General features: G+C 71.8%; 6 protein-coding genes and 1 pseudogene. 3 read left to right on the top strand and 4 right to left on the bottom strand.

Annotated elements, in window-relative coordinates; genetic code table 11:
- The 3 genes from ACZ51S_RS34600 to ACZ51S_RS34590 form a co-directional block, all read left to right on the top strand.
- Positions 1 to 192, top strand: a 192-nt coding sequence (locus ACZ51S_RS34600) for a methionine adenosyltransferase domain-containing protein (protein WP_468963179.1), incomplete at its 5' end; no start/stop codon positions are given.
- Positions 193 to 231: 39 nt separating this feature from the next.
- Positions 232 to 1,218 carry a carbohydrate kinase family protein gene (locus ACZ51S_RS34595; RefSeq protein ID WP_468479128.1) on the top strand — a complete coding sequence of 329 codons (987 nt, stop codon included), beginning with the start codon at positions 232 to 234 and terminating at the stop codon, positions 1,216 to 1,218.
- A 119-nt stretch (positions 1,219 to 1,337) separates the two neighbouring features.
- Positions 1,338 to 2,471: a DegT/DnrJ/EryC1/StrS family aminotransferase gene (locus ACZ51S_RS34590; RefSeq protein WP_468804664.1), complete on the top strand. Its 1,134-nt coding sequence runs from the start codon at positions 1,338 to 1,340 to the stop codon at positions 2,469 to 2,471.
- A 164-nt stretch (positions 2,472 to 2,635) separates the two neighbouring features.
- Here ACZ51S_RS34590 and ACZ51S_RS34585 read toward each other — a convergent pair whose 3' ends face one another.
- The 4 genes and pseudogenes from ACZ51S_RS34585 to ACZ51S_RS34570 form a co-directional block, all read right to left on the bottom strand.
- Positions 2,636 to 4,090: a multicopper oxidase family protein gene (locus ACZ51S_RS34585; RefSeq protein ID WP_468804665.1), complete on the bottom strand. Its 1,455-nt coding sequence runs from the start codon at positions 4,088 to 4,090 to the stop codon at positions 2,636 to 2,638.
- Positions 4,090 to 4,758: a hypothetical protein gene (locus ACZ51S_RS34580; protein ID WP_388946556.1), complete on the bottom strand. Its 669-nt coding sequence runs from the start codon at positions 4,756 to 4,758 to the stop codon at positions 4,090 to 4,092. The genes ACZ51S_RS34585 and ACZ51S_RS34580 overlap by 1 nt, the downstream gene beginning before the upstream one ends.
- On the bottom strand, positions 4,755 to 5,612 hold the full coding sequence (locus ACZ51S_RS34575) for an oxidoreductase (RefSeq protein ID WP_468479126.1): 858 nt from the start codon (positions 5,610 to 5,612) through the stop codon (positions 4,755 to 4,757). Before ACZ51S_RS34575 ends, ACZ51S_RS34580 begins: the two co-directional genes overlap by 4 nt.
- Positions 5,609 to 5,722: pseudogene (locus tag ACZ51S_RS34570) on the bottom strand (cyclase); the annotation flags it as partial. The pseudogene ACZ51S_RS34570 and the gene ACZ51S_RS34575, both read right to left, overlap by 4 nt.

Here is a 5,722-nt window from a genome sequence, read left to right as displayed (position 1 = left end):
CAGAAGATCGAGGACGCCATCGCCGAGGTCTTCGACCTCCGCCCCGCCGCGATCATCCGCGACCTCGACCTGCTGCGCCCCATCTACGCCCAGACCTCCGCCTACGGCCACTTCGGCCGCGAGCTCCCCGACTTCACCTGGGAACGCACCGACCGCGTCGACGCCCTGCGCGCCGCCGCCGGCCTGGTCTGAGCGCGGGCCCACACCATCCCCGAGTCCAAGGAGACAGTTGTGCGCATCGCTGTGACCGGCTCCATCGCGACCGACCACCTCATGGTCTTCCCCGGCAGCTTCAAGGAGCAGTTGATCGCGGACAAGGTCGACACGGTGTCCCTGTCGTTCCTCGTCGACCGGCTGGAGGTCCGCCGGGGCGGCGTGGGCGCCAACATCACCTTCGGCCTCGGCCGCCTCGGCCTCCGGCCCGTGCTCGTGGGCGCGGCGGGTGTCGACTTCGCCGAGTACGACACCTGGCTGACCGGGGCCGGTGTGGACACGGCCTCGGTCCGGGTCAGCGAGACCCTGCACACGGCCCGCTTCGTGTGCACCACGGACGCCGACCAGAACCAGATCGCGAGCTTCTACCCGGGCGCCATGGCCGAGGCCAACCGGATCGACCTCGCCGACGTGCACCACCGGGGGGAGGGCCTCGACCTCGTCCTCGTCGGGGCCGACGACCCCGCGGCGATGCTGCGGCACACGGCCGCCGCCCACGCCCTCGGCGTCCGGGTGGCCGCGGACCCGTCCCAGCAGCTGGCCCGGCTGGACGCCGCCCAGACCCGGTCCCTGGTGGACGGGGCGCACCTGCTCTTCACCAATGAGTACGAGAGCGCCCTGCTGCGTGAACGCACCGGCTGGGCGGAGGAGGACGTACTGGTCCGGGTGGGTACCTGGATCACCACGCACGGCGCCGACGGCGTCTCGATCGCCACCGCCGACGGACCTCGGCTGGAGATCCCGGCGGTGGCCACGGACGACGTGGTGGATCCGACCGGTGTGGGTGACGCCTTCCGCGCCGGCTTCCTCGCGGGGCTCGCCTGGAAGCTGTCGTACGAGCGGGCGGCTCAGCTCGGCTGTGCCCTGGCCACGGTGGTCATCGAATCGGTGGGCACCCAGGAGTACAAGCTGCTCGCCGCCGACGTGCTGTCCAGGCTGGGCCGGGCCTACGGTCACGAGGCGGCCCGGGAGGTCGAGCCGTGGCTGCCGGCGATGTCGTCGTGAGCGGCCGGGCGGCGCGGCACCACCACCGGACTTCGATCCACGGTCGAGCGCCCGTTCCTAAGCTCGATCGCGACATCCGGACGTGAGAGGCGGCTATGATCAATCTTTTTCAGCCCCAGGTGGGTGCTGAGGAACTCGACGCGGTTGCCGAGGTGTTCGAGGACCGTTGGCTCGGCCACGGACCCCGCACCAAGGCCTTCGAGGCGGCGTTCGCCGAGCACCTGGGTGTCGCACCCGAACACGTCGTGTTCATCAACTCCGGCACTTCCGGCCTGTTCCTGGCCACCGAGCTGCTGGACCTCGAGGAGGGCGACGAGGTCGTCCTGCCCTCGCTGAGCTTCCTCGCCGCCGCCAACGCGGTCGTGACCAGCGGCGGACGCCCGGTCTTCTGCGACGTGGACCCGCGCACCCTGAACCCCACCCTCGAGGACGTGGAGCGTTCCCTCACCGACCGCACCAAGGCGGTCATCGTCCTCCACTACGGCGGCTACCCGGGCGACATCGTGCGCATCGCCGAGCGCTGCCGCGAGCTCGGCATCACGCTGATCGAGGACTCCGCCTGCTCGGTGGCCTCCCGCGTCGACGGCAAGGCCGTAGGCACCTTCGGCGACCTCGCCATGTGGAGCTTCGACGCCATGAAGGTCCTCGTCACCGGGGACGGCGGCATGATCTACGTGAAGGACCCCGAGCAGGCCGCCCGGGTCCGGCGCCTCGCCTACCACGGGCTCGCCCAGCCCAGCGGCTTCGGCTACGCCAAGGTCTCCGCCCGGTGGTGGGAGCTCGACATCCCCGAGCCCGGCCGTCGCGTCATCGGCAACGACCTGACCGCGGCCATCGGCTCCGTACAGCTGCGCAGGCTCCCCGAGATGGTGGCCCGGCGCAAGGAGATCGTCGCGCTGTACGACCAGGAGCTGGCCGGGACCGCCGGCCTGGCCACTCCCCCGGCGCTCCCGGAGGGCCACGAGTCCACCCACTACTTCTACTGGGTGCAGATGGACCCCGCGATCAGGGACCAGGTCGCCAGCGACCTGCTGGCCGACGAGATCTACACCACCTTCCGCTACGCCCCGCTGCACAAGGTCCCGGCGTACGGCACCGACCCGGCCGAGCTGCCCGCCTCGGACTGGGTTTCCGACCGCACCCTGTGCCTGCCCCTGCACCCGGGCCTCAGTGACGCGGACGTACTCACCGTCGCCGCCTCGCTGCGCAAGGCAGTGGACGCACGCAGCGCGGAGCAGGCCGCCGGGCGCTGATCCGCCCGTACGCGCCGCGGGGGCGGGGGGAGTTCGCCGAACTCCCCCCGCCCCCGTTTCCGCATGCGCCGCCCGTCGCGCGGGAGCGGCGCGGCCGCGGCCGCCGAAGGGGGCGCCGGCAGCCCGGCGCCCCCCCGTTCAGCGGTCGCGGTCGTGTGCGGTGGTCACGCGACGACGTCGATCCGCCCCATCTGCCCGCCGGAGGAGTGCCCCAGCTGGTGGCAGTGGTAGAGGTACTGGCCCGTGTACGGACCCCAGGTCATGGCGATCTTCACGGTGTCGCCGGGGCCGAGGGTGACCGTGTCCTTCAGCCCCGCGTCGCGGACTCCGGCCGGCTGGCCGTTGCGCTCCAGCACCCGGAAGTACGTCAAGTGGGTGTGGAAGCTGTGCCAGAGGTGGAAGTCCGGCTTGCCGGGCGCGGCCGGGGCCTCGGCGTTGCGGACCGTCCAGACCTCGGTGGTGCCCAGCTTGGTCGTGATGTCGACCCGGTTCGGGTCGTAGGACAGGCCGTTGATGGTCATCGCCGGGAAGGTACGGATCTCGAAGTCCCGCTCGACCGTCGCCGCCGGCAGCGGCGGGTGTGTCGTCAGACGGCCCGGCACGAAGCTGTAGTCGGAGGCCCGCCGCACGATGTCGAAGCGCATCACCTCGGGGCGCTCGGTGGGCTGCGCACCCGGGTTCTCCAGGACGACCGAGTCGCCGACCGCGTACCGGGAGAAGTCCACGACGATGTCGGCGCGTTCACCGCCGAGCATCAGCAGCTCCGTCTTCTGCACCGGGGTCTCCAGGAAGCCGCCGTCGGTGCCGATCTGGGTGAACTCGATGCCGTCGGCGAAGCGCAGCCGGAAGTACCGGTTGGCGCAGGCGTTGTAGACACGGAAGCGGTACTTGCGGGCCGCGACCTGGAAGTACGGCCGTTCCTTGCCGTTGACCAGCATGTGCGGGCAGTCGGACGGGCGCGTGTAGAGCAGCGTCCCGTCCGCCTCGACGCGCGCGTCACGGATGATCAGCGGGACGTCGTAGCTGCCGTTCGGAAGCGGCAGGGTCCGCTCGTTGTGGTCACCGAGCAGGTACAGCCCGTGCAGGCCCATGTAGACGTTCTCGGCCTCGAGGTGGTGCGCGTGGTCGTGGTACCACAGCGAGGCCGCGGCCTGCTGGTTGGGGTAGTGGTACGTGCGCTCGCCGCCCGGCACGATGGTGTCCATCGGCAGGCCGTCGTCCTGGGACAGGACGTGCGCGCCGTGCAGGTGCACGGCGGTGTCGACCTGGAGCTCGTTGATCTGGCGGACCACGACCTCACGGCCCTGGGTGGCCCTGATGGTCGGTCCGGGGAAGGTTCCGTTGTAGGTGCGGACCTTCGACATCAGGCCCTTGACGATCTCGACCTGTGCCTCCCTCATCCGTATCTCGTACAGATCGGAGGTGGCCGTGAAGCCGGTCGGCACGAGGGTCTTCGGCAGCGGCATGGCGTGCGCGAACGGCACGATGGGCGCCGCCTCCGCCGTGACGAGGGAACTGGCCACGGCCTCGGAGCCCGTGCCGGTCAACCGGTCCCACGGGAACAGGGCGGCGGCGCCACCCGCGGCCGCCACCTTGAGCGCATTACGACGATTCAGCATCAATCGGATCCGGATTCTCTTCGAAGGTACGGGGCTGCGCCCGTCTTCGCCGCCCACGGCACGCCGACGGCGAAGACGAGCAGCAGGCCGGCGAGGGCACAGAGCCGCAGAGCGGTGACGGCATCGGCGGCGATGGCGGAACCCAAGGGACCTACGTCCACAGGGGAGAAGGCGCGCGCCAGAACCACGAGGGGTACGGTCACGGCGGAGCCCACGGCCGTGGCGGCGGCCGTGAAGGCCAGCTGGGCCGTGAGCGTCCTGCCCCCGGCCCGCACGAGCCGGCCGCCGTGGCGGCGCAGCACCTGCGCCGCCACGGCCAGCAGGGGCAGCGTCAGGTAGAACGCGACGGTGGCCAGGGCCAGGAACAGCCCGGGCCGGAAGGCCTCCGCCTCGACCGGCCCCGAGCTGTGCCACCAGGCATGGTCGCCGGGCTGCGGCGGAGGGGCCTCGGTCCGGCCGTAGACGGTCCATGCCACCGCGGCGGACTGGACGAGGGCGAGCAGACCCAGTGGCGCCTGCCGCAGCGGGGCGAACAGGCGCACCATGCCCGGAGCCGGTACCGGAGCCGGTGTCGGTTCCGGTACCGCCCCGCTCGCGGCGTCGCTCGCGACTGCGGCGGCCCTCCGGTGACCGGCATGGGCCACCAGATCCTGCGCGAGCAGACTCACGACGCCGGCTCCTGGGGGAAGTCGGTGGTACGGGCCAGCGCCTCCCACTCCTCCCAGACGGCCAGCCGGTCCCGCAGCACGCTCGGCGCCAGGTCCGCGGCCCCGTTGCCCAGCAGGATGCGCAGCGGCGGCTCGGCCGCGTCGACCAGCTTGAGCAGCGCCTCCCCGGCCTTGCGCGGATCGCCCGGCTGCAGGTGTGCGTAGGCGCCCGAGAGGCCGTGCCGGCGCTTGGCCAGTACCGCGTCGTACGCGGCCTTGGGCGTGGCGCGCACCATGCTGCCCGCGCTCCAGTCCGTGCGGAACTCGCCCGCCTCGACCAGGGTGACCTTGACGCCGAAGCCCGCGACCTCCTGCGCCAGCGTCTCGCTGGCCGCCTCCAGCGCCCACTTGCTCGCGCAGTACATGCTGAGGTTTGGGTAGGTGGTGACGCCCGCGATGCTGGACATCTGGAGCAGGTGACCGCTGCCCTGCCGACGCATCACCGGCAGCACCGCCTGGGTCACCCAGAGCGCGCCGAAGAAGTTCACGTCGAACTGGTCGCGGACCTGGGCCTCGTCGACCTCCTCGACCGCACCGGCCAGACCGTACCCGGCGTTGTTGAGCACCACGTCGATCCGGCCCGTCCGCTCGGCGGCCTCGGCGACGGCGGCGAACACCGCCGCGCGGTCGGTGACGTCGAGCGCCACGGGAACGACCCGGTCACCGTGGCGCTCCACGAGCCCGTCCAGCGCCGAAGCGCGGCGCGCCGTGGCGACGACGGTGTCGCCGGCCTCCAGGACGACGTCGGCGATGGCCTGGCCCAGACCCCGCGAGGCCCCGGTGACGAACCAGACCCTCGTCGGACGTCCGCTCATCGCCCGGCCCGCTGCTCGGCGTAGTTCTTGGCGTGGTTGAGGGTGGCGCGGCTGTTGGTGCTCAGCGCGGTGTGGACGTACTCCTTGGCGTCCTCGACCGTGGCCCGCTC

This window comes from Streptomyces sp. NPDC034043, assembly GCF_055575675.1.
Note: the sequence above shows the minus strand (reverse complement) of the source record. Positions and strands in the feature narration are given on the sequence as shown.